This window comes from Paraburkholderia dipogonis, from assembly GCF_046027395.1.
Classification (GTDB): Bacteria; Pseudomonadota; Gammaproteobacteria; order Burkholderiales; family Burkholderiaceae; genus Paraburkholderia; species Paraburkholderia dipogonis_A.
The window spans coordinates 23,319-43,206 of record NZ_JAQQEG010000053.1; the positions used below are offsets into that span (position 1 = coordinate 23,319).

20 protein-coding genes are annotated in these 19,888 nt (G+C 64.7%); 14 read left to right on the plus strand and 6 right to left on the minus strand.

All coding sequences use genetic code 11. The features are described from left to right. Window positions 1–28 precede the first annotated feature (28 nt). The 4 genes from ybeY (at window position 29) to lnt (ending at window position 4,120) form a co-directional block, all read left to right on the plus strand. On the plus strand, window positions 29–490 hold the full coding sequence (gene ybeY, locus PQR32_RS36865; protein ID WP_408239278.1) for an rRNA maturation RNase YbeY: 462 nt from the start codon (window positions 29–31) through the stop codon (window positions 488–490). A gap of 47 nt (window positions 491–537) precedes the next feature. Further along, window positions 538–1,239 carry a gamma-glutamylcyclotransferase gene (locus PQR32_RS36870; RefSeq protein WP_408239281.1) on the plus strand — a complete coding sequence of 234 codons (702 nt, stop codon included), beginning with the start codon at window positions 538–540 and terminating at the stop codon, window positions 1,237–1,239. A gap of 201 nt (window positions 1,240–1,440) precedes the next feature. Further along, entirely contained in the window at window positions 1,441–2,334 is an 894-nt protein-coding gene (locus PQR32_RS36875; protein ID WP_201644024.1) for a CorC family transporter, read from the plus strand. Between the two features lie 82 nt (window positions 2,335–2,416). Next, window positions 2,417–4,120, plus strand: a complete 1,704-nt coding sequence (lnt, locus tag PQR32_RS36880; protein ID WP_408239285.1) for an apolipoprotein N-acyltransferase — start codon at window positions 2,417–2,419, stop codon at window positions 4,118–4,120. A 163-nt stretch (window positions 4,121–4,283) separates the two neighbouring features. On the opposite strand, the gene PQR32_RS36885 is transcribed toward lnt, so the two are convergent. Beyond that, a complete protein-coding gene (locus PQR32_RS36885) occupies window positions 4,284–4,898 on the minus strand; it encodes a glutathione S-transferase C-terminal domain-containing protein (protein WP_408239288.1) in 615 nt (204 codons plus the stop codon). Window positions 4,899–5,101: 203 nt separating this feature from the next. Here PQR32_RS36885 and PQR32_RS36890 point away from each other — a divergent pair, with 203 nt between their 5' ends. From PQR32_RS36890 to purH, 5 genes are all read left to right on the plus strand, one after another. After that, window positions 5,102–6,508, plus strand: a complete 1,407-nt coding sequence (locus tag PQR32_RS36890) for an aminopeptidase P N-terminal domain-containing protein (RefSeq protein ID WP_408239291.1) — start codon at window positions 5,102–5,104, stop codon at window positions 6,506–6,508. Between the two features lie 6 nt (window positions 6,509–6,514). Next, window positions 6,515–7,909 carry a UbiH/UbiF/VisC/COQ6 family ubiquinone biosynthesis hydroxylase gene (locus PQR32_RS36895; RefSeq protein ID WP_408239293.1) on the plus strand — a complete coding sequence of 465 codons (1,395 nt, stop codon included), beginning with the start codon at window positions 6,515–6,517 and terminating at the stop codon, window positions 7,907–7,909. Between the two features lie 239 nt (window positions 7,910–8,148). After that, complete coding sequence (gene dusB / locus PQR32_RS36900; protein ID WP_408239296.1) at window positions 8,149–9,213, plus strand: tRNA dihydrouridine synthase DusB; 1,065 nt, start codon at window positions 8,149–8,151, stop codon at window positions 9,211–9,213. Beyond that, window positions 9,210–9,443, plus strand: a complete 234-nt coding sequence (locus tag PQR32_RS36905; protein ID WP_007180440.1) for a Fis family transcriptional regulator — start codon at window positions 9,210–9,212, stop codon at window positions 9,441–9,443. The genes dusB and PQR32_RS36905 overlap by 4 nt, the downstream gene beginning before the upstream one ends. A 46-nt stretch (window positions 9,444–9,489) precedes the next feature. Next, a complete protein-coding gene (gene purH, locus PQR32_RS36910) occupies window positions 9,490–11,055 on the plus strand; it encodes a bifunctional phosphoribosylaminoimidazolecarboxamide formyltransferase/IMP cyclohydrolase (RefSeq protein ID WP_408239299.1) in 1,566 nt (521 codons plus the stop codon). Window positions 11,056–11,330: 275 nt separating this feature from the next. On the opposite strand, the gene PQR32_RS36915 is transcribed toward purH, so the two are convergent. Then, a complete protein-coding gene (locus tag PQR32_RS36915) occupies window positions 11,331–11,570 on the minus strand; it encodes a hypothetical protein (protein WP_408239302.1) in 240 nt (79 codons plus the stop codon). Window positions 11,571–11,698: 128 nt separating this feature from the next. Here PQR32_RS36915 and ruvC point away from each other — a divergent pair, with 128 nt between their 5' ends. Further along, a complete protein-coding gene (gene ruvC, locus PQR32_RS36920; protein ID WP_007180437.1) occupies window positions 11,699–12,241 on the plus strand; it encodes a crossover junction endodeoxyribonuclease RuvC in 543 nt (180 codons plus the stop codon). A gap of 165 nt (window positions 12,242–12,406) precedes the next feature. On the opposite strand, the gene PQR32_RS36925 is transcribed toward ruvC, so the two are convergent. Further along, complete coding sequence (locus PQR32_RS36925) at window positions 12,407–13,039, minus strand: LysE family translocator (RefSeq protein WP_408239305.1); 633 nt, start codon at window positions 13,037–13,039, stop codon at window positions 12,407–12,409. A 160-nt stretch (window positions 13,040–13,199) separates the two neighbouring features. Here PQR32_RS36925 and ruvA point away from each other — a divergent pair, with 160 nt between their 5' ends. The 3 genes from ruvA (at window position 13,200) to PQR32_RS36940 (ending at window position 15,943) form a co-directional block, all read left to right on the plus strand. Continuing rightward, window positions 13,200–13,781 (plus strand): Holliday junction branch migration protein RuvA, encoded by a 582-nt coding sequence (ruvA, locus tag PQR32_RS36930; protein ID WP_007180436.1) that lies wholly within the window; start codon window positions 13,200–13,202, stop codon window positions 13,779–13,781. A gap of 119 nt (window positions 13,782–13,900) precedes the next feature. Continuing rightward, window positions 13,901–14,965 (plus strand): Holliday junction branch migration DNA helicase RuvB, encoded by a 1,065-nt coding sequence (gene ruvB, locus PQR32_RS36935; protein ID WP_408239308.1) that lies wholly within the window; start codon window positions 13,901–13,903, stop codon window positions 14,963–14,965. Window positions 14,966–15,001: 36 nt separating this feature from the next. Then, window positions 15,002–15,943 carry an oxygenase MpaB family protein gene (locus tag PQR32_RS36940; RefSeq protein ID WP_408239311.1) on the plus strand — a complete coding sequence of 314 codons (942 nt, stop codon included), beginning with the start codon at window positions 15,002–15,004 and terminating at the stop codon, window positions 15,941–15,943. A 70-nt stretch (window positions 15,944–16,013) separates the two neighbouring features. Here the strand turns inward: PQR32_RS36940 and PQR32_RS36945 are convergent, their stop codons facing one another. The 3 genes from PQR32_RS36945 to tyrS form a co-directional block, all read right to left on the minus strand. Then, window positions 16,014–16,685, minus strand: a complete 672-nt coding sequence (locus tag PQR32_RS36945; protein WP_408239314.1) for a histidine phosphatase family protein — start codon at window positions 16,683–16,685, stop codon at window positions 16,014–16,016. 103 nt (window positions 16,686–16,788) lie between these two features. Next, window positions 16,789–17,247 (minus strand): D-aminoacyl-tRNA deacylase, encoded by a 459-nt coding sequence (dtd, locus tag PQR32_RS36950; protein ID WP_408239317.1) that lies wholly within the window; start codon window positions 17,245–17,247, stop codon window positions 16,789–16,791. 37 nt (window positions 17,248–17,284) lie between these two features. Continuing rightward, entirely contained in the window at window positions 17,285–18,529 is a 1,245-nt protein-coding gene (gene tyrS, locus PQR32_RS36955) for a tyrosine--tRNA ligase (RefSeq protein WP_408239320.1), read from the minus strand. Window positions 18,530–18,734: 205 nt separating this feature from the next. Here tyrS and PQR32_RS36960 point away from each other — a divergent pair, with 205 nt between their 5' ends. Beyond that, window positions 18,735–19,865, plus strand: coding sequence for an anhydro-N-acetylmuramic acid kinase (locus PQR32_RS36960; protein ID WP_408239323.1), 1,131 nt, complete (start codon window positions 18,735–18,737; stop codon window positions 19,863–19,865). The last annotated feature ends 23 nt before the right edge of the window (window positions 19,866–19,888 follow it).

Sequence of the window (19,888 nt, forward strand, 5' to 3'; positions counted from 1 at the left end):
CGCAACGAAAGCATCACAACGAAACCGCATGAGCCGCGCCCCGAAACTGACGTTGAATCTGCAATTCCCCGCCGCCAGGACCTGGCCGGAACACAAGGCGCTTCTGCCGCGCGCCACGGTGGCCGGCTGGATCAAGGCGGCGCTCTTCGCGGACGGCGAGCTGACGGTGCGTTTCGTCGATGCCGAAGAAGGCCGTACGCTGAACCGCACCTATCGCGGCAAGGATTATTCGACCAACGTGCTGACCTTCGCGTACGCCGAATCGGAAGACGATCCGGTAACGGGCGACCTGATCCTGTGCTGCCCGGTGGTCGAGAAAGAAGCCGCGGAGCAGGGCAAGCCGCTGCTCGCGCACTACGCGCATCTGCTCGTGCACGGCACGCTCCACGCCCAAGGCTACGACCACGAAGTCGAGGAAGAAGCCGAGGAAATGGAAGCGATCGAAACGGAAATCCTCGGCAAGCTCGGCTTTCCCCATCCTTACCAGTAGGCGGCGATCACCGTCGCGTCGCCAACGTCCAACCGTTCAAACCTATCGTGAGCACCTCTTCCCCCGAAGCCGACACTCGAACGCCGTGCCCGGACTATCCGCCGGCGCTCGGCGAATCGCGGCTGCTCACGGACGAGGAACTGCGCGCGTCGCTCGAATGCACATTGCGTGACTGGGACCGCAAGAGCGACCTGTGGCTGTTCGGCTATGGTTCGCTGATCTGGAATCCCGGCCTGCCCACCGTCGAAGCCACCCGCTCGAAGGTCCACGGTTATCACCGCGGGCTCTACCTGTGGTCGCGCGTGAATCGAGGCACGCCCGAGCAGCCAGGTCTCGTGCTCGCGCTCGATCGCGGCGGCTCATGCACCGGCATCGCGTTCCGGCTCGCGGCCGAAGGCTCGATGCCGCATCTCGAAGCACTCTGGCGCCGCGAAATGGCGATGGGTTCATACCGCCCGGCGTGGCTGCCGTGCGTGCTCGCCGACGGCCGGCGCGTCGACGCGCTCGCCTTCGTGATGCGCCGCGACGTGCCGAGCTACACCGGCAAGTTGCGCGACGACATCGTCAAAACCGTATTCGGCTGTGCAAGCGGGCGCTACGGCACCACGCTTGATTACGTCAGCCGCACCGTGCATGCGCTGCGTGAAAGCGGCATGCCTGACCGCGCGCTCGAAGCGCTGCTCGAACGCTGCCGCGAGGAAAGCCGCGAAGCAGACTTAAAAGCAGCCCACAAAGCCAACCAGAAATAACCGTCGCGAACGGCGCTTTTTTTCCTGGAAACGCTTTTCCGCGCGTAATCAGTTAGGATTGACCCACGCCCGCCCTCACGGCGGAGCCGCTTTACCCCAGCTTCACTCTTCGCCCAGCCGGGCGGGACACGGTCCTGCCATGTGCCTGGTGTATCCTTAATGCTCTGCAACAGCGCGCCCAGTCTTGCCGGGCGCACTACCATGAACGACACGTATCCCAGTCGACGCCAAACCGACAAACCGCAGGAAAAACGCTCACTTCTGGAGCGTCTGACCGACTTCATCTCGCCTGAGCCCGACTCGCGCGCCGAACTTCTGGAAATACTGCAGGACGCGCACGAGCGCAACCTGATCGACGCCGACTCGCTGTCGATGATCGAAGGTGTGTTCCAGGTGTCCGAACTCAGCGCGCGCGACATCATGGTGCCGCGGGCGCAAATGGACGCGATCAACATCGCGGACAATCCCGCCGAATTCATCCCTTACGTGCTGGAAAAAGCGCACTCGCGCTATCCGGTGTTCGAGGGCAACCGCGACAACATCATCGGCGTGCTGCTGGCCAAAGACCTGCTGCGCTACTACGCCGAAGAAGAGTTCGATGTGCGTGGCATGCTGCGCCCCGCTGTGTTCATCCCCGAATCGAAGCGCCTGAATGTGCTGCTGCATGACTTCCGTGTGAATCGCAATCACCTCGCGGTGGTGGTCGACGAATACGGCGGCGTGGCCGGCCTGATCACGATCGAAGACGTGCTGGAACAGATTGTCGGTGATATTGAAGACGAATACGATTTCGACGAGGAAAGCGGCAATATCATCGCCTCGCCGGACGGCCGTTTCCGCGTGCGCGCGCTGACCGAAATCGAACAGTTCAACGAGGCCTTCGGCACGCATTACTCGGACGACGAAGTCGACACAATCGGCGGACTCGTCACGCATCACTTCGGACGGGTGCCGCATCGTGGCGAAAAAGTCCGCCTCGACGATCTGATCTTCGAGATTCTGCGCGGCGACGCCCGCCAGATTCACATGCTGCTGGTGCGCCGCGATCCGCTCGCCGGCCAGCGCGAGCGCGAAGCGCAGCACGTGCAGACCTGAGCCCGTTGCGGCCGGTTCTCGCTTCGCTTCTTCAACTCGCTTTTCGACCTGCTTTTCAACCTTTCAAGCCGACCGCGCAACGATGGCCGACCCGATGACTTCCCGTTCGCGCCGCGGCGTGAGCGCTTCTGATGCCCAGCAAACGCGCGGGCGCACGCTGCCGCGCTGGCACTACCTCGTCGCGCTGGCCGCGGGCGCGGCCAATACGCTCTCGTTCGCGCCGACGCCGCATGGTGGCTGGCTCGAACTCGCGATCTTCGCATTCTTCTTCGCCTGGCTCACACGCGCCACCGGCTGGAAAAGCGCGGCGCTGACGGGCGGCGCGTTCGGCTTCGGTAATTTCGTGACCGGCGTGTGGTGGCTCTACGTCAGCATGCATTTCTACGGCGGCATGGCGGCGCCGCTCGCCGGCGCGGCCGTCGTGCTGTTCTCGCTGTATCTGGCGGTTTATCCGGCGCTGGCAGCGGGCGTCTGGTCGTTCTGCGCCGGTCATGCGCGCAATGGCGCCGCCATCGACGACACACCGTTTTCGCCGACATGGCACGGCGCGCTGGCGTTCGCGAGCGCGTGGGCGATCGGCGAATGGTTGCGCGGCACGGTGTTCACGGGCTTTCCGTGGCTCGCGAGCGGTTATGCTCAAGTAGACGGCCCGTTCGCCGGCTTTGCGCCGGTGGCGGGCGTGTATGGCGTCGGCTGGATGCTGGCGCTGGTGGCCGCGCTGATCGTGCAGGCGCTGCTGCCGTTGCTGTCCTCACGCAAGCCGCGTCGCGAAGGCGAGGCCAGCAGCAATGGCACAAAGCCCAGCGTAGCGCGCGTCGCCGTGCCGGCCGCATTCGCACTGGCGTTGATCGCCGCCGGCCTGCTGCTGCCGCTCGTGCAATGGACCGTGCCGGCCAACGCGCCGCTGACCGTGCGCCTGCTGCAAGGCAACGTCAAACAGGAAATGAAGTTCGAGGAATCCGGTATGCGCGCCGCGATCGATCAGTATCAGCAGATGATCACCTCGAAGCCGGCCGATCTGATCGTCACGCCGGAAACTGCCATTCCGGTGCTCGCGCAGCAATTGCCGGCGCCGTTCGCCTCGGCGGTGCGCAACTTCTCGGACTCGACCGGCAGCGCGATTCTGTTCGGCGCGATCGGCGGCACCATCACGCCGGAAGGCCAGGTGATCGACTATACGAACAGCCTGTTCGGCGTCACGCCCGGCACGCGCGACGTGTATCGCTACGACAAGCACCATCTCGTGCCATTCGGCGAATTCGTGCCGTGGGGCTTCCGCTGGTTCGTCAACCTGATGAGCATTCCGCTCGGCGATTTCTTCCGTGGCGCGCCGGTGCAGAAGCCGTTCATCGTGCATAACCAGCCGGTCGCCGTGGACATCTGCTACGAGGACATTTTTGGCGAAGAGATTGCGCGGACCATCCGCGAAAGCGATACGCCCGCCGGCGTGCTGGTCAATTCGACCAATCTGGCCTGGTTCGGCGACACGATCGCGCTCGACCAGCACCTGCAGATCGCGCGCATGCGCTCGCTGGAAACCGGCCGCCCGATGCTGCGCGCGACCAACACCGGCATGACGGCCGCGATCGATGCGAACGGCAAGGTGCTCGGGCGCCTGACGCCGTACACGATCGGCTCGCTCGACGTCACCGTGCAAGGCACCGCAGGCAGCACGCCTTACATCACGAGCGGCAATAACACCGTGCTGGCGGTTTCGTTGCTGCTGCTGGCGTTCGGCTTTGCGTTCGGTCCCGGTATTACGCGGCGCCGTAATGGTCAGCAATAAGCGGAGATAAAGCGCGTTAATTCCATGTGCCGCTTTTCGATTAGCGGCGCACACCAATCAAGCCCCCAAAAACGCAGCAACAAAGACCGCGCGCAAACGTGAGCTTTAATTCACGCTTCTGGAAGCTTGAATGACATCGTTCTGCAAACAATCCGCCGTCTATTCAATCAGACGGCACCGTATCAATGAACGACTGACGCAGCGAGAGCTTCTGGAAATGCTTGTCCAGATTCGGATACGGTTCGCGCCAGTTCAATTCCGGCATGCGGAAATCCAGATAACCCAATGCGCAACCCATCGCGATATCGGCGAGCGTGTAGTGATTGCCCGCGCACCATGTCTTGCTGCCCAATCCCTGCGCCATTGCGATCAGGGCTTCGTCGATCTTGCGCTGCTGGCGCGCGACCCACGCGTCGACGCGCTGCTCCGGCGCGCGCTGCGTGCCTTCGAGGCGAATCAGCACCGCCGCGTCCAGCACGCCGTCGGCGAGCGCTTCCCAGCAGCGCACCTCGACGCGCTCGCGTCCTGACTGCGGAATCAGCTTGCCGACCGGCGAGAGCGTATCCACGTATTCACAGATCACCCGCGAGTCGAACACCGCTTCGCCATCTTCCATCACGAGGCACGGCACTTTGCCGAGCGGATTGAAGGTGTGAATGCGGGTGTCCGGCGCCCAGACATTCTCGGGCACCAGTTCGTAGTCGATCTTCTTGTCGGCCAGCACGATCCGCGCTTTACGCACGAAGGGACTAGCGAGCGAACCGATGAGTTTCATCATTACCATCTGCCTTTTTCTGAATCCGGCGAAAGTATAAGTGCTCTGCGCCGTTCACGAGCGTTCAGAAGCGTCACGCCGGCGCTTCGCGAGCCGCACGGGGACTCGCTGTGGACGGATTGCAACAGCGCCGCGGACGCGTTTGCCGCCACTTACGCCAGTATCCCGCGCAAAATAACTCCGCGCATGGGCGCTACAATCGCACGATGAACCAGCTGACCGAACCCACCATCGCCATCGACGTCTACCGCACGCGCCGTGAGCGCGTACTCGCCGCGCTGCGGGCAGCGGGTGGCGGCGTCGCCATCGTCCCCACCGCGCCGGAGGCGTTGCGCAACCGGGACGCGGATTATCCTTATCGGCATGACAGCTACTTCTACTACCTGACCGGTTTCACCGAACCCGAAGCGTTGCTGGTGCTCGACGCCAGCGCCGCGCCCGGCGAGCCGGCTTCGGTGCTGTTTTGCCGCGAGAAAAACCTCGAACGCGAAACGTGGGAAGGTTTCCGCTTCGGCCCGGACGGCGCGCGTGCGGCCTTCGGTTTCGACGCCGCATTCGCCATCGGCGAAATCGACACGCAATTGCCGCGTCTGCTCGCCGACAAGCCGTCGCTGCATTACGCGCTCGGCGCCTCGGCACAACTGGACGAACGGGTGCGCGGCTGGCTCGACGCGGTGCGGGCGCAAAGCCGTGGCGGTGTCGCCGCGCCCGCGACCGCGCGCGATCTCATCCCGTTGCTCGACGAGATGCGGCTCATTAAAGACGATCACGAACTCGCCATCATGCGCCGGGCCGGGCAGATTTCCGCCCAGGCGCATCGTCGCGCCATGGCCGCGTGCCATCCGGGCGTGCGCGAGTACGAACTCGAAGCCGAACTGCTCTACACGTTCCGCAAGTTCGGCGCGCAGGCGCCGGCTTACACGTCGATCGTCGCGGCGGGCGCGAACGCCTGCGTGCTGCACTACCCGGCCGGCAACGCGATTGCCGGGGACGGCGACCTGATCCTGATCGACGCAGCCTGCGAACTCGACGGCTACGCCTCCGACATCACCCGCACCTTTCCCGCGAGCGGCCGCTTCACGCCGGCGCAACGCGAGCTGTACGACATCGTGCTGGCCGCGCAGCAGGCCGCGATCGACGTGACCCGCGCCGGCGCCACCTTCGACGACCCGCACCAGGCCGCCGTGCGCGTGCTATCGCAGGGCTTGCTCGACACCGGCATCATCGAACGCGCGAAATTCGCCTCGGTCGAGGACGTGATCGCCGAGCGCGCCTACGCGCCTTTTTATATGCACCGCACCGGCCACTGGCTCGGCATGGACGTGCACGACGTCGGCGACTACCGCGAACGCGGCGCGCCGCGCGATGAAGCGGGCGCGCTGCCGTGGCGCACGTTGCAGCCGTCGATGACGCTAACCATCGAGCCCGGCCTGTATATCCGCCCGACCGAAGGCGTGCCCGAACGCTACTGGAACATCGGCATCCGCATCGAGGACGACGCGATTGTCACGCCGACCGGTTGCGAACTGATGACGCGCGACGTGCCGGTCGCCGCCGACGAGATCGAGTCACTGATGCAGGAAGCCCGGGCGGCCCACGAAACAAGGAAGTAACACGCAATGAACGACGTTTCCCCGTCGACGGTGATCCTGAAGCCCGCCAAGGCCGGCCATCCGTTCGATTTCGACGTGACGATCGTCGGCGCCGGTCCGGTCGGGCTGGCGCTGGCCGGCTGGCTGGCGCGCCGCAGCGCGACGCGGGCGCTGAAGATTGCGCTCGTCGACGCGCGCGAGCCGGAAGATTCGATCGCCGATCCGCGCGCCATCGCCGTGTCGCACGGCAGCCGGATGATCCTGGAACCGCTGCGCTGGCCCGCCGATGCCACCGCCATCCAGCGCATCCACGTGTCGCAGCGCGGCCACTTCGGCCGCACGCTGATCGATCACAGCGAGCATGGTTTGCCGGCGCTCGGCTATGTGCTGCGCTATGGCTCGATCGTGCACGGTCTCGCCGAGGCGGTGCACGCGACCTCGGTGCACTGGTTCCGCTCCACTTCGGCTGCGGCGCCGACACAGGAACTCGACGGCGTCACGCTGCCGATCGAAACCGCGGGCGTCACGCGTCAGTTGCGCACACGCATTCTGGTGAATGCCGAAGGCGGTCTGTTCGGTGATCAGAAGTCGTCAGGTCAAGTCGCGGGCAAACGCGCCGCCAAAGGCGCCAGCACGAGTGCGGACCGGCAAGTCGGCCACGGCGCCGACGACGGGAATGCCGACAGCCAAGCCGCCAACAGCGCGGCGAAAAGCGCTGATCAGCAAGCCGGCCGGGACGGCGACGCCGCACGGCGCGCTGGCAGAGGCCTCGCCGAAACCGGCACGCGCGACTATGGACAGACCGCACTCGTCGGCACCGTGACCGTGTCCGCACCGCAACCCCATGTGGCGTGGGAGCGCTTCACGTCGCAGGGCCCGATCGCGTTGCTGCCGATGGGCGGCGTACGCGGCGCCGACTACGCGCTCGTCTGGTGCTGCGCGCCCGAGGAGGCCGCACGCCGCGCACAACTCTCCGACGAAGCGTTCCTGCGCGAACTCGGCGCCGCATTCGGCGACCGCATGGGCCGCTTCACGCACATCAAGGGGCGCGCGTCGTTCCCGTTGGGACTGAACGCGGTGGAAACGCTGGTGAATGGCCACGTCGTCGCGATCGGCAACGCGGCGCAGACGCTGCATCCGGTGGCAGGTCAGGGACTGAACCTGGGTCTGCGCGACGCGCACGCGCTCGCCGACGCCTTGTCGGCGGAAGGTCCGACCCCGCTCGCACTGGCCACCTTCGCGCAACGCCGCGCGCTCGACCGGCGCATGACGATCGGCGCCACCGACACGCTCGCGCGCCTCTTCACCGTCGACTTCGCGCCGCTCGCGGTCATGCGCGGCCTGGCCCTCACCGCGCTCGAATTCCTGCCGCCGGTGAAGACCGCGCTGGCACGGCAAATGATGTTCGGACAGCGCCGCTAGGCGAGCCGCCCGCTCGCGCCGCACGGCCTTTTTGCTTCGCGCGGAAGGCGTCGTGCGGGCCGCGCCGGTTCTATGAATCGGCGCACTTTCATAGAAGATTTAATGGGTTACGACAGGCACATGTCGGGTGCCGGCTATCCGTTAACGCTAAAATAGCGGTTTTCTCTCGCATTTCGCGAACGCTCCGATTGACAGAAATTGAGCAATCGGCCGCGCGCGCGTCCACCGCGTCTCACGTTATGCCCACTCTCGGCTCCCACAATCTGCGTAATAACCTGTTCGTCGCGCCTATGGCCGGCGTGACCGACCGGCCGTTCCGGCAACTGTGCAAACGGCTGGGCGCGGGCTATGCGGTGTCGGAAATGGTCGCCTCGAACGCGCAGCTGTGGAAGAGCGAGAAGACCATGCGCCGCGCCAACCACGCGGGCGAGGTCGAGCCGATTGCCGTGCAGATCGCCGGCGCCGATCCGGCCATGATGGCCGAAGCGGCTCGCTACAACGTGGCGAACGGCGCGCAGATCATCGACATCAACATGGGCTGCCCGGCCAAGAAGGTGTGCAACGTGGCGGCGGGTTCGGCTTTGTTGCAGAACGAGCCGCTGGTGCAGCGCATCGTCGAGGCGGTGGTGGGCGCTGTTGGCGTCGGGCCCGACGCGGTGCCCGTCACGCTCAAGATCCGCACGGGCTGGGATCGCGAGAACAAGAATGCGCTGAACGTCGCGCGTCTGGCCGAATCGGCCGGCATTTCCATGCTGACCGTGCATGGCCGCACGCGCGCCGACCTGTATCACGGCGACGCTGAATACGAAACCATCGCCGCGGTGAAAGCGGCGGTGCGCATTCCGGTGGTCGCCAACGGCGACATTACCTCGCCGCACAAGGCACGCGAGGTGTTGGCCGCCACCGGCGCGGACGCCATCATGATCGGCCGCGCGGCGCAGGGGCGCCCGTGGCTGTTCCGCGAGATCGAGTATTTCCTGCAAACGGGCGAGTTGCTGCCGCCGCCGCGCATCGACGAAATCCAGCAGGTGATGAACGAGCATCTGGAAGACCACTACGCGTTCTACGGGGAATTTACCGGTGTCCGCACTGCGCGTAAGCACATCGGCTGGTACACTCGCGGCCTTTCTGGCGCCAACGTGTTCCGGCATCGCATGAATACGCTGGACACCACGCGCGAACAACTCCTCGCCGTCAACGAATTCTTCGACGCCCAAAAGGCGATCTCAGACCGTCTCGTCTACGTCGACGAGACGCTCAACGAAAACGGCGAGCCGGACCATACCGACCGACTAGCAGCATGAGCAAGAACAATATCGAACAATCTGTCCGCGACAGCCTGGGGATGTATTTCCAGGATCTCGACGGCTCCAATCCGCACGACGTCTACGACATGGTGATTTCCTGCGTAGAAAAACCTCTGCTCGAAGTGGTGCTCGAGCAGGCCGGCGGCAACCAGTCGCTGGCCGCCGAGTATCTCGGCATCAACCGCAATACGCTGCGCAAGAAGCTGCAACAGCACGGTTTGTTGTAGTTTTTCGGCGCCCTGCCACGTTTCCCTTCGGCTTTTCGTCTTCATCATGATCAAGCAAGCGCTCATCTCCGTTTCCGACAAGTCCGGCATCGTCGACTTCGCCAAGTCGCTGTCGGACCTCGGCGTCAAGATCCTGTCGACCGGCGGCACCGCGAAACTGCTCGCGGACGCGGGCCTCTCCGTCACCGAAGTCGCCGATTACACGGGCTTCCCGGAAATGCTGGACGGGCGCGTGAAAACGCTGCATCCGAAGGTGCACGGCGGCATTCTTGCGCGCCGCGACCTGCCGGAACACATGGCAGCGCTTGAAAAGCACGACATTCCGACTATCGACCTGCTGGTCGTGAATCTGTACCCGTTCGTGCAGACCGTGTCGAAAGAAGAATGCTCGCTGGAAGACGCGATCGAGAACATCGACATCGGCGGCCCGACCATGCTGCGTTCGGCCGCGAAGAACCATCGCGACGTGACGGTGGTGGTCGATCCGGCCGACTACGCGGTCGTGCTCGACGAGATGCGCGCGAACAGCAATGCCGTGTCGTACAAGACGAACTTCCGCCTCGCCACCAAGGTGTTCGCGCACACCGCGCAGTACGACGGCGCGATCACGAACTACCTGACGAGCCTGACCGACGAGTTGCAACACGCGTCGCGCAACGCTTATCCGGCGACGTTCAACCTGGCGTTCGACAAGGTGCAGGACCTGCGCTACGGCGAAAACCCGCATCAGAGCGCGGCGTTCTACCGCGACCTGTCGGTACCGGCCGGCGCACTGGCGAACTACAATCAGTTGCAAGGCAAGGAACTGTCGTACAACAACATCGCGGATTCCGACGCAGCGTGGGAATGCGTGAAGACCTTTGACGTGCCGGCCTGCGTGATCGTCAAGCACGCGAACCCGTGCGGCGTGGCAGTTGGCGCGGATGCCAACGAAGCGTACGCGAAGGCGTTCCAGACCGACCCGACCTCCGCGTTCGGCGGCATCATCGCGTTCAACCGCGAAGTGGACGAAGCGGCGGCGCAAGCCGTGGCGAAGCAGTTCGTCGAAGTGCTGATCGCGCCGTCGTTCAGCGCCGAAGCGCGCCAGGTGTTCGCGGCCAAGCAGAATGTGCGTCTGCTGGAAATCGCGCTGGGCGAAGGCCATAACGCATTCGATCTGAAGCGCGTGGGCGGCGGCCTGCTGGTGCAGTCGCTGGACTCGAAGAACGTGCAGCCGCGTGAATTGCGCGTAGTCACGAAGCGTCATCCCACGCCGAAGGAAATGAACGATCTGCTGTTCGCATGGCGCGTGGCGAAGTACGTGAAGTCGAACGCCATCGTGTTCTGCGGCAATGGCATGACGCTCGGCGTCGGCGCGGGCCAGATGAGCCGCGTGGACTCGGCGCGCATCGCCAGCATCAAGGCGCAGAACGCCGGTTTGACGCTGGCCGGTTCGGCGGTGGCGTCGGACGCGTTCTTCCCGTTCCGCGACGGCCTCGACGTGGTGGTGGCGGCAGGCGCGACCTGCGTGATCCAGCCGGGCGGCTCGATGCGCGATGATGAAGTCGTCAGCGCGGCGGATGAGCACAATATCGCGATGGTGCTGACTGGGGTGCGGCACTTCCGGCATTGATTTGGGTTTTGGCAGCGGCGCGTGTTTCCTGGTGAAACCGGGTTGCTGGTGAGGTTTGAGATTTAGAGAAACGGCCGGGCGGAATTTTCCGCCAGGCCGTTTTCATTGGTGCGGCGCGTGTTCCGCGTGTTCCGCGTGTTCCGCGTGTTCCGCGTGTTCCGCGTGTTCCGCGTGTTCCGCGTGTTCCGCGTGTTCCGCGTGTTCCGCTTGTGCCGCTTGTGCCGCTTGTGCCGCTTGTGCCGCTTGTGCCGGCTGTGCTGCGCTTCACGCGTCGCTCAGTTGTCCGGTTCCTTTCTCGCGTAGCCTCCGCTCACGTCCGGGTGCTGGCTGATATAAGTGCTGAGCCCCTGCCCACTCCGCGCGAGACGCTTGAGCGCGGCGACGTGCCGTGCGCCGACGCTCGCCTTGGTGTACCAATACACCACGCCGGTCCTGAAGCGGACTGCGACGAAGTCGTCGCCGATTTCATAAGCCTCGACGCCCGAGTCGCCGCTGAGATTCCGATAGCGCTCCATGTGCGAATGCCTCCTTGCAGCGCACCCAGCAGTTTTTATTCCGCCGAGAGCGCCGCGCGCCGACCGCCACGCGGCGCGCGTGTTGTAGTATCGCTAGCACCTGGTTTTTACCGCATTTGCGGCACCTCATGAGAATTCTCGGCATCGACCCCGGCCTGCGCGTGACCGGCTTCGGCGTGATCGACCAAAGCGGCCACACGCTCAGCTATGTCGCGAGCGGCGTCATCAAAACCGCCGACGCCGATCTGCCGTCGCGCCTCGGCACCATCTTCGAAGGCATCTCCACATTGATCCGTCAGCATTCGCCGGATCAGTCGGCGATTGAAAAAGTGTTCGTCAACGTGAACCCGCAATCTACCTTGCTGCTCGGCCAGGCACGCGGCGCGGCAATCTGCGGACTGGTCGCGGGTGGCGTGCCGGTCGCCGAGTATACGGCCCTGCAATTGAAGCAGGCCGTGGTGGGTTACGGCCGCGCAACCAAGGAGCAGATGCAACAGATGGTGGTGCGCCTGCTCAATCTATCCGGCGTACCCGGCACCGACGCCGCCGACGCGCTCGGCATGGCGATCTGCCACGCGCACGGCGGCACGACGCTGAGCACGTTGGGTGGCATCGCGCCTTCGCTGGCGAAGAAGGGGCTGCGCGTGAGGCGTGGACGTCTGGTCGGATAGTGCGGTAAACGCGGCGCGTTGGCCGACTTCGCGCCGCGCACACGTGGCTCACGGCTCACGGCTCACGGCTCACGGCTCACGGCTCACGGCTCACGGCTCACGGCTCACGGCTCACGGCTCACGCAAGATGGTACGCAACGGCATAGCGCCGCGCAGCCGCCAGGTTCAATTCCGATTAGCCAGCGCAAGACGGCAGGCCAATCCCGCGAACACCGTCCCCAACAAATACTGCGGCACCCGCGACGGCCGCCGCCCCGCCGACAGCTTGCGGCTCAGCTTGCTCGCCATCAGGATCACCGCGCCATTCACGCAGAAGCCGATCAGGTTCAGCACGGTGGCCAGCATCATGATCTGCAACGCGACCGACCCCGCTTCGGGCCGCACGAATTGCGGGAACAGCGCGAGCACGAACAGCGCGACTTTCGGATTCAGCAAATTGGTGAAGAGGCCCTGGCGGAAAATGCGGCCAACTGGATAACGGCTCATCGACGCATTCGGCGCGAGCACCGTGCCCTGCGCACGGAACGTTTTCCAGGCGAGATAGAGCAGATACGCGGCACCGGCAAACCGAACGACGTCGTATGCCATAGGGACCGCCAGAAAGAGTTGCGACAAGCCGAACGCCGCTGCCAACGCATGACAATACGTGCCGACCAGAATACCCGCCAGCGACGCAAAGCCCGCGGAACGCCCCTGGCTCACACTGCGCGAGGCAATCAGCAACATGTCGGGGCCGGGGGTGGCGGTCAACGCGAGACACGCGCCGGCAAACAGCGCGAGAGTGGTGAGGGTCAGCATGAAAGCTCCTTCTGGGTGAGTGGAATGAGAACCCGCCAAAAGGGATCTCAGTCTATGGGGCGTCCTCGCGCGGGTCAACCGCGATTGCGCGTAACTCGCGGACCACTCGACGCTCACTCGCTGCGCTACACTCGCCCTTTCTCTCGAGATTGAATTCGCCATGATCGGTCGCATTGCCGGCGTTCTGCTGGAAAAAAACCCGCCGCATCTGCTCGTCGACTGCAACGGCGTCGGTTACGAAGTCGATGTGCCGATGAGCACGTTCTACAACCTGCCCTCCACCGGCGAACGCGTCGTATTGCTCACGCAGATGATCGTGCGCGAAGACGCGCATCTGCTGTACGGCTTCGGCACCGCCGAGGAACGCTCGACCTTCCGCGAACTGCTGAAAATTTCCGGCATCGGCGCCCGCATGGCGTTGGCGGTGCTGTCGGGCATGAGCGTGCATGAGCTCGCGCAGACCGTCACGATGCAGGACGCGGCGCGGCTGACGCGCGTGCCGGGCATCGGCAAGAAGACGGCGGAGCGCTTGCTCCTCGAACTGAAGGGCAAGATCGGCGCCGACCTGGGCGCGATGGCGGGCGCGGCGTCGGCATCCGACCACGCCTCCGATATTCTGAACGCACTGCTCGCATTGGGTTACTCCGAAAAAGAAGCGCTGGCGGCCGTCAAAAACGTGCCGGCCGGAACCGGTGTTTCCGAGGGCATCAAGCTCGCGTTGAAGGCGCTGTCCAAGGGCTGACTCGCGGCCCTCGGGTTCGACATGCATGCGATAGTTAAAGCTTCGCACACGCCTGCGCGCCGCGCACCCTGGCCATTCGGCCGAGTTTCGCGGCGGGCGGCTCGCGGTACAATGAACGCATGATCGAAACCGACAAACTCGCCGCCGAGCGCATCATCGCGGCCACGCCCGTCTCGCCGAACGAAGAAGCGTTCGAGCGCGCGTTGCGCCCGCGCCAGCTCGAAGAATATGTCGGGCAGGAAAAAGTACGCGGCCAGCTGGAAATCTTTATCGAGGCCGCCAAGCGCCGTTCCGAATCGCTCGACCACGTCTTGCTGTTCGGGCCGCCGGGTCTCGGCAAAACCACGCTCGCGCACATCATCGCGCGGGAAATGGGTGTCAATCTGCGGCAAACGTCCGGACCGGTGCTGGAACGCGCCGGCGACCTCGCCGCGCTGCTCACCAATCTCGAAGCCAACGACGTGCTGTTCATCGACGAAATCCACCGGCTCTCGCCGGTCGTCGAAGAAATTCTGTACCCGGCGTTGGAGGATTATCAGATCGACATCATGATCGGCGAAGGGCCGGCCGCGCGCAGCGTGAAGCTGGACCTGCAACCGTTCACGCTGGTCGGCGCGACCACGCGCGCGGGCATGCTGACCAACCCGCTGCGCGACCGCTTCGGCATCGTGGCGCGGCTCGAGTTTTATAACGCCGAGGAACTGGCGCGCATCGTCACGCGTTCGGCGGCGCTGCTCCATGCGCAGATCCATCCAGACGGCGCGTTCGAGATCGCCAAGCGCGCGCGCGGCACGCCGCGGATCGCGAACCGCTTGCTGCGGCGCGTGCGCGACTTCGCCGAAGTGAAGGCCGACGGCAATATCACCGCGCAAGTGGCCGATGCCGCGCTCAAGATGCTCGACGTCGATGCAGTCGGCTTCGACCTGATGGACCGCAAGCTGCTCGAAGCGATCCTGCACAAGTTCGACGGCGGCCCGGTCGGCGTCGACAATCTGGCCGCGGCGATCGGCGAAGAGCGCGACACGATTGAAGACGTGCTCGAGCCGTATCTGATCCAGCAAGGCTTCCTGCAACGCACGCCGCGCGGCCGCGTCGCCACGTTGCTCACGTACCGGCATTTTGGCCTTGCCGCGCCCGACTCGTCGAGCGGCCTGCCCGGTCTGTGGGATTCGGCCGCGACCTGAGCCGATACACGTCACGTCGCGCGAGACCGAACCAGGATGTCCGACCAAACCAGCCAGCCCAACTCCTCCAGCGGTCTCTCGCAATTTCTCACCGGCAGGCTCCGCTCGAAACTGGCCGCCGGCGTCACGCATCTGACAAGCGGCAGCGGTCCCACGCTCGACTACTTGTCGCCTCCGGGCGACCCCGGCCTGTTCGGGCCGGACTCCGTTTGCTGGAAAGTCCACGCCGATTTCACATCGATGATGACGGGCGGTATCAGCGCGCTATTGCTGCAGGCGTTGCACCCGCTGGCGCTCGCCGGCGTGTGGGACCATTCGACGTTTCGCGTCGACATTCTTGGCCGCCTGCGCCGCACCGCGACTTTTATCGCGGGCACGACCTACGGAAGCCGGCACGACGCGCTGGCGCTGGTCGAACGTGTGAAGCGCATTCATCTCGGCGTCAGCGGCGTCGCGCCTGACGGCCGGCCGTATCGCGCGAGCGAACCCGCGCTGTTGACGTGGGTGCATGTCGCCGAAGTGTCGAGCTTTATGATCGCGCACTTGCGCTATGTGAATCCGTCGCTGCCGGTTGCCGCACAGGATCAATACTTCGCGGAAACCGCGCGCATTGCCGAGATGCTCGGCGCATCGGACATTCCGCGCTCGCGAGCTGAGATCGACGCTTACCTGCTCGCGATGCAGCCCGGGCTTGTGGCCAGCGAGCGCACGCGCGAAGTCGTGAGGGTTCTGATGAGCGCGCCCGCCCCGAGCCTATCGATGCGGCCTGCCGGCGTGTTGATGTTCAACGCAGGCGTCGATCTGCTGCCCGATTGGGCACAGGCGATGTTGGGATTTCAGCGCTACGCGGCCCTTCGCCGTGCGGTGGCGAGGCCTGGTGTGCGTCTGGTCGCGCCGGTCATTCGCTGGGCGCTGGTGAACGGCGTGTCAAAAAGGGCGCGCCGTCGCGTGGCTGCGGGCGTACGCGAGCCGGAGTAATGCGGCGGCGCTCGCGCGAACGGTCCGAGTCAGACGCGCAAACCCGTGCCGCACTATCGGCCCGCGCCAATCAACGCCCCGCCTCCGGCACCTTCTTGAAACTGTCGTCGGCACTCGGCGCATCGAGGTGCGAGACGTCCGCCCACGACACGATCGTTGCCTTGCCATTGTCGAAATCCACCGTGTTCACGCTCGAGTTCAGGAGCGGATAGTCACGCGGCGCATCGAGCGGCAGACCACAGGCAAAACGTCGCACGCAATCAAGCACGCCGCCATGCGCGACGCAGGCAATCCGCCCACCAGGATGCGCGGCGACCAGCGGTTCGATCGCGTGCAGCACGCGATGGTAGAGCGTGCGTTGCGACTCGCCCTCCGGCGGCGCGAAGCCCGCGTCGCGCGTTTGCCAGTGTGCATATTCATCGGGGAACCGCAGGGCGATCTCGTCGCTATCGTGGCCCTGGAACGCTCCGTATGAACGCTCGCGCAGACCTTCGCGCAACTGCAGCGGCAAGCCGAGCGCGTCGGCGATCGGCTGCGCGGTTTGCTGCGCGCGTTGCAGATCGCTCGAATAGATCGCGTCGAGCCGCGCGCCCTGCTTCGCCTCGTCGGCCATGCGGCGTGCAAGGCGCTGCGCTTGTGCCAACCCCGTCGTAGCAAGCGGAATGTCGATGTGACCTTGAATGCGCTTGATGCGATTCCAGTCGGTCTCGCCGTGCCGGATGAACAGAATCTGCGTGGTCATGGAATGAAAGTGGGCGCCATTAGCCGGTTATGCCGAACCGCTATTGTCGCAAAAGCGGCTGGAGATGGAGGCGCGCGCCATGGCGCGCATTTAAGGACAAGGTTCAGGCGTTCGTTTGCAGCCAGAACGTAACCGGCCCGTCGTTGACGAGCGACACCTGCATGTCCGCGCCGAATTCTCCGGTCTCGACGATCGGATGCCTGGCCCGCGCTTCCATCACGAAGTAATCGAAGAGGCGCTTGCCTTCATCGGGCGGCGCGGCCGGCGTAAAGCTCGGACGCAGGCCGCTGTTGGTGTCCGCGGCCAGCGTGAATTGCGACACGAGCAGCAAGCCGCCTGCGCGCCCGGTGCCGTCGAGATTTTGCACGGAGAGATTCATCTTGCCGGCGGCATCGCTGAAGACGCGATAGCCGAGCACTTTGGCCAGCAGCCGGTCGGCGGCCGCCGCTGTGTCGCCGCGTTCGGCGCAGACGAGCGCGAGCAGGCCCGCTTCGATCGAGCCGGTCACGCGGTCCGCCACGCGCACTTCCGCGCGCCGCACGCGTTGGATCAGCGCGATCATCCGCGCGACTCCGGATGCGCCGTTCGGCTCATCAGCATCAGGCCGTCAGCGTCACGCGTGCAAAACGGCGCTTGCCGACCTGCACGACGTACTCGCCGGCTTCGACTTTCAGACCCTTGTCGGACACGGTCGCGCCGTCGATCTTCACGCCGCCCTGCTCGATGTTGCGCAGCGCTTCGCTCGTCGACGGCACGAGATTGGCCTGTTTGAGCAACTGCCCGATTGCGAGTGGTGCGCCCGCGAGCGTCACAGTCGGAATATCGTCCGGCACGCCGCCCTTCGCGCGATGGTTGAAGTCATCCAGCGCGCGCTCCGCATCAGCTTGCGAATGAAAGCGCGCGACGATTTCCTGGCCGAGCATCACCTTGAAATCGCGCGGATTGCGGCCCGCTTCGATTTCCTTTTTGAAGCCGGCGATTTCGTCCATGGGACGGAACGACAGCAGTTCGAAGTAACGCCACATCAGCACGTCGGAAATGCTCATCAGCTTGCCGAACATGTCGGTCGGCTTTTCGCTGATGCCGATGTAGTTGTTCTTCGACTTCGACATCTTCTCGACGCCGTCCAGCCCTTCGAGCAGCGGCATCGTCAAAATGCACTGCTGTTCCTGGCCGTATTGCTTCTGCAACTCGCGGCCCACCAGCAGGTTGAACTTCTGGTCCGTGCCGCCGAGTTCGAGGTCCGCGTTCAGCGCGACCGAGTCGTAGCCTTGCATCAGCGGGTACAGGAGCTCGTGGATCGAGATCGGCACGCCACCCTGAAAACGCTTGGTGAAATCTTCGCGCTCGAGAATCCGCGCCACCGTGTAGCGCGACGCGAGCTTGATCATGCCGTCGGCGCCGAGCGGCATCGACCATTCGCTGTTGTAGCGGATCTCGGTCTTGTCGCGATCGAGCACCAGCGCGGCCTGTTCGAAATACGTCTTCGCGTTCGATTCGATCTGCTCGCGCGTCAGCGGCGGCCGCGTGGCGTTACGGCCCGACGGATCGCCGATCAGCGACGTGAAATCGCCGATCAGGAAAATCACGGTGTGACCGAGATCCTGCAACTGGCGCATCTTGTTCAACACGACCGTGTGGCCGATGTGAATGTCCGGCGCGGTCGGATCGAGCCCGAGTTTGATACGCAGCGGCTTGCCGGTCGCCGCGCTCTTTGCGAGTTTTTGCGCGAATTCGTCTTCGATCAGCAGTTCGTCGACACCGCGCTTGGTGACCGCGAGCGCGTGACGGACTTCGTCGGTGATCGGAAAGGCAGGGCTGGGCTTGGTGGACTCGGTGCTCATGCTGGAAACGTGAAGTCGCGAAAAAAGGAGATTGTCCCATAGATGCGCGCCGCCGCGCCCACTGACGCAGCCACACGCGCCCTGCCGACGCACGATTTCCGCGTTCGGCGGCCTGCTGCAGGTATCGCGACGCTTATATTCGGCCGCGCTTCGCCCGATAATCTGCTACAACGGTTCGCAACGAACCATCGAGAGGAGCAGCAACGTGGCGCAAGACCCCGCAGACGGCGTCTACTTTGGATTGATGTCCGGCACCAGCATGGATGGCGTGGACGGCGTGGCCGTCAGGTTTGCGCAAGGGAAGCCGCCGGTGGTGCTGGCCGAGGCGTTTGTCGGCTTTGCCGCGGGCCTGCGCGACGCATTGTTCGCGCTCCAGCAACCCGGTGACAACGAGATCGAGCGCGAGGCGCTGGCCGCCAATGCGCTCGCCACGCGTTACGCGGTGTGCTGCCACGAACTGCTGCACGGCAGCCGCATACCGGCTGCGGAGGTGCGCGCGATCGGCGTGCATGGGCAGACGGTGCGGCATCGGCCGGAAAAAGGTTATACGCGGCAGATCAACAACCCCGCGCTGCTCGCGGAAATGATGCATATCGACGTGATCGCCGATTTTCGCAGCCGCGATGTCGCGGCTGGCGGCCAAGGCGCACCGCTCGTGCCGGCTTTTCATGCCACCGTGTTCGGCGCGAAAAACGAAACGCGCGTGGTCTGCAACCTTGGCGGGATCAGCAATATCACGATCCTGAACGCGACCGGCAGCGTGCGTGGCTTCGACTGCGGGCCGGCCAACGCGCTCCTCGACGAGTGGGCGCAGCGCCATCTCGGCAAACCTTTCGACGAGAACGGCCATTTCGCGGCGGGCGGCCAGGTGGATCGCACGCTGCTCAACGCCTTGCTCGATGAGCCCTTTTTCGCCCAGCAGCCGCCGAAGAGCACCGGCCGCGATCTGTTCAATGCGGAATGGCTCGACGCGAAGCTTCAGCCGTTCGCCGGGCTCGCCCCAGCCGACGTGCAAGCGACGCTGGTTGCGCTCACCGCGGTGACAGTCGCGCGCGAAATCGAACGGCACGCGTCGGACGCGAGAGCGGTCTATGTCTGCGGCGGCGGCGCGCGCAACCCGGAGATCCTCAAAGCGTTGCAGCAGGCGCTGGAAGACAGCGGCGTCAGCGGCGTACCCGTGATGACGACTGATGCGCTCGGCGTGCCGCCGAGCCAGGTCGAGCCGCTGGCGTTCGCCTGGCTCGCGATGCGCTGCGTGGCGCGTCTGGCGGGCAATCTGCCGGCGGTGACGGGCGCGTCGGCCGAGCGCGTGCTAGGGGCGATCTATCCGCGCTGATTACGGCGCGGGATTCCGCCGAT

Coding starts and splice junctions, on each gene's coding strand:
- ybeY (WP_408239278.1), top strand. CDS start 29: ATGAGCCGCGCCCCGAAACTGACGTTGAATCTGCAATTCCCCGCCGCC.
- PQR32_RS36875 (WP_201644024.1), top strand. CDS start 1,441: ATGAACGACACGTATCCCAGTCGACGCCAAACCGACAAACCGCAGGAA.
- lnt (WP_408239285.1), top strand. CDS start 2,417: ATGGCCGACCCGATGACTTCCCGTTCGCGCCGCGGCGTGAGCGCTTCT.
- PQR32_RS36885 (WP_408239288.1), bottom strand. CDS start 4,898: ATGATGAAACTCATCGGTTCGCTCGCTAGTCCCTTCGTGCGTAAAGCG.
- PQR32_RS36890 (WP_408239291.1), top strand. CDS start 5,102: ATGAACCAGCTGACCGAACCCACCATCGCCATCGACGTCTACCGCACG.
- PQR32_RS36895 (WP_408239293.1), top strand. CDS start 6,515: ATGAACGACGTTTCCCCGTCGACGGTGATCCTGAAGCCCGCCAAGGCC.
- dusB (WP_408239296.1), top strand. CDS start 8,149: ATGCCCACTCTCGGCTCCCACAATCTGCGTAATAACCTGTTCGTCGCG.
- PQR32_RS36905 (WP_007180440.1), top strand. CDS start 9,210: ATGAGCAAGAACAATATCGAACAATCTGTCCGCGACAGCCTGGGGATG.
- purH (WP_408239299.1), top strand. CDS start 9,490: ATGATCAAGCAAGCGCTCATCTCCGTTTCCGACAAGTCCGGCATCGTC.
- PQR32_RS36915 (WP_408239302.1), bottom strand. CDS start 11,570: ATGGAGCGCTATCGGAATCTCAGCGGCGACTCGGGCGTCGAGGCTTAT.
- ruvC (WP_007180437.1), top strand. CDS start 11,699: ATGAGAATTCTCGGCATCGACCCCGGCCTGCGCGTGACCGGCTTCGGC.
- PQR32_RS36925 (WP_408239305.1), bottom strand. CDS start 13,039: ATGCTGACCCTCACCACTCTCGCGCTGTTTGCCGGCGCGTGTCTCGCG.
- ruvA (WP_007180436.1), top strand. CDS start 13,200: ATGATCGGTCGCATTGCCGGCGTTCTGCTGGAAAAAAACCCGCCGCAT.
- ruvB (WP_408239308.1), top strand. CDS start 13,901: ATGATCGAAACCGACAAACTCGCCGCCGAGCGCATCATCGCGGCCACG.
- PQR32_RS36940 (WP_408239311.1), top strand. CDS start 15,002: ATGTCCGACCAAACCAGCCAGCCCAACTCCTCCAGCGGTCTCTCGCAA.
- PQR32_RS36945 (WP_408239314.1), bottom strand. CDS start 16,685: ATGACCACGCAGATTCTGTTCATCCGGCACGGCGAGACCGACTGGAAT.
- dtd (WP_408239317.1), bottom strand. CDS start 17,247: ATGATCGCGCTGATCCAACGCGTGCGGCGCGCGGAAGTGCGCGTGGCG.
- tyrS (WP_408239320.1), bottom strand. CDS start 18,529: ATGAGCACCGAGTCCACCAAGCCCAGCCCTGCCTTTCCGATCACCGAC.